At 40.9% G+C, this 705-nt stretch carries 1 protein-coding gene; it reads right to left on the bottom strand.

Going from position 1 to position 705, the window contains the following annotated elements; translation table 11 throughout:
• On the bottom strand, nt 1-699 hold a 699-nt coding region (locus A3766_RS05805; protein ID WP_255375316.1), incomplete at its 3' end, for an SIMPL domain-containing protein.
• Between the last annotated feature and the right edge of the window lie 6 nt (nt 700-705).

Below are 705 nucleotides of genomic sequence, written 5' to 3'. Positions count from 1 at the left end.
GATTGAAAATACTGCGCTAATGGTCGCATTGTATTCAATTTCTTTTTGCTGGTAGGTATTACTTTGGCTGTCGCTCATTTCAGCACTCATTGCCATGGCGCGCATTTGTGGGGCTGGTCTTGCTTCGTTGCTAACATGCTTTACATTTAAAATTTTCCCCAAGCTTACTTCGAAGCCTTGGGCAATGGTAGCTGCTTTATTTTTTGCTTTATTAATTGCTTTGTTTAAGGCTTTGCGTTTTAGCTTCTGTTTGTTCTTAAGTGTGAATCTTATACTCCCTAGATGAGATGCTTCTGTGCGGGTGATGTCTTGGATAAGAGCCTGGAGTTGCGCAAGATCATTTAGTTTAAACTCAATTTTGCGCGTAATTTGATTACCTTTGAAATCTCGCTGGTTATTTCGGTATTCGTATTGTGGGTGTAATTGTGTATTGCTTGTGTCGAGGGAGTTCTCTTGAATATCGTATTCTTCTAGTTTTGACAGGAAAGGGCGGACCAGCTTGTCGACGGCTCTTCTCGCTTTTTCTGCTTCAAACTTTGTTGCAGAGAAAGTAATATTAATTATGGCTTGATCGGGCAAGGACTTTGCGCTTGCTGTCGTGCTGACTTCGATAAAGGGTAAGTCAGAATGCGTTTGATCATGGGCCAGGCAAAGACTACTTACTAAGAATGAAAACAAAAAAAGTGATATGAATCGCATGCTTGT

It is taken from the genome of Oleiphilus sp. HI0132 (assembly GCF_001635845.1).
This window is presented reverse-complemented; position numbering and strand designations above follow the sequence as displayed.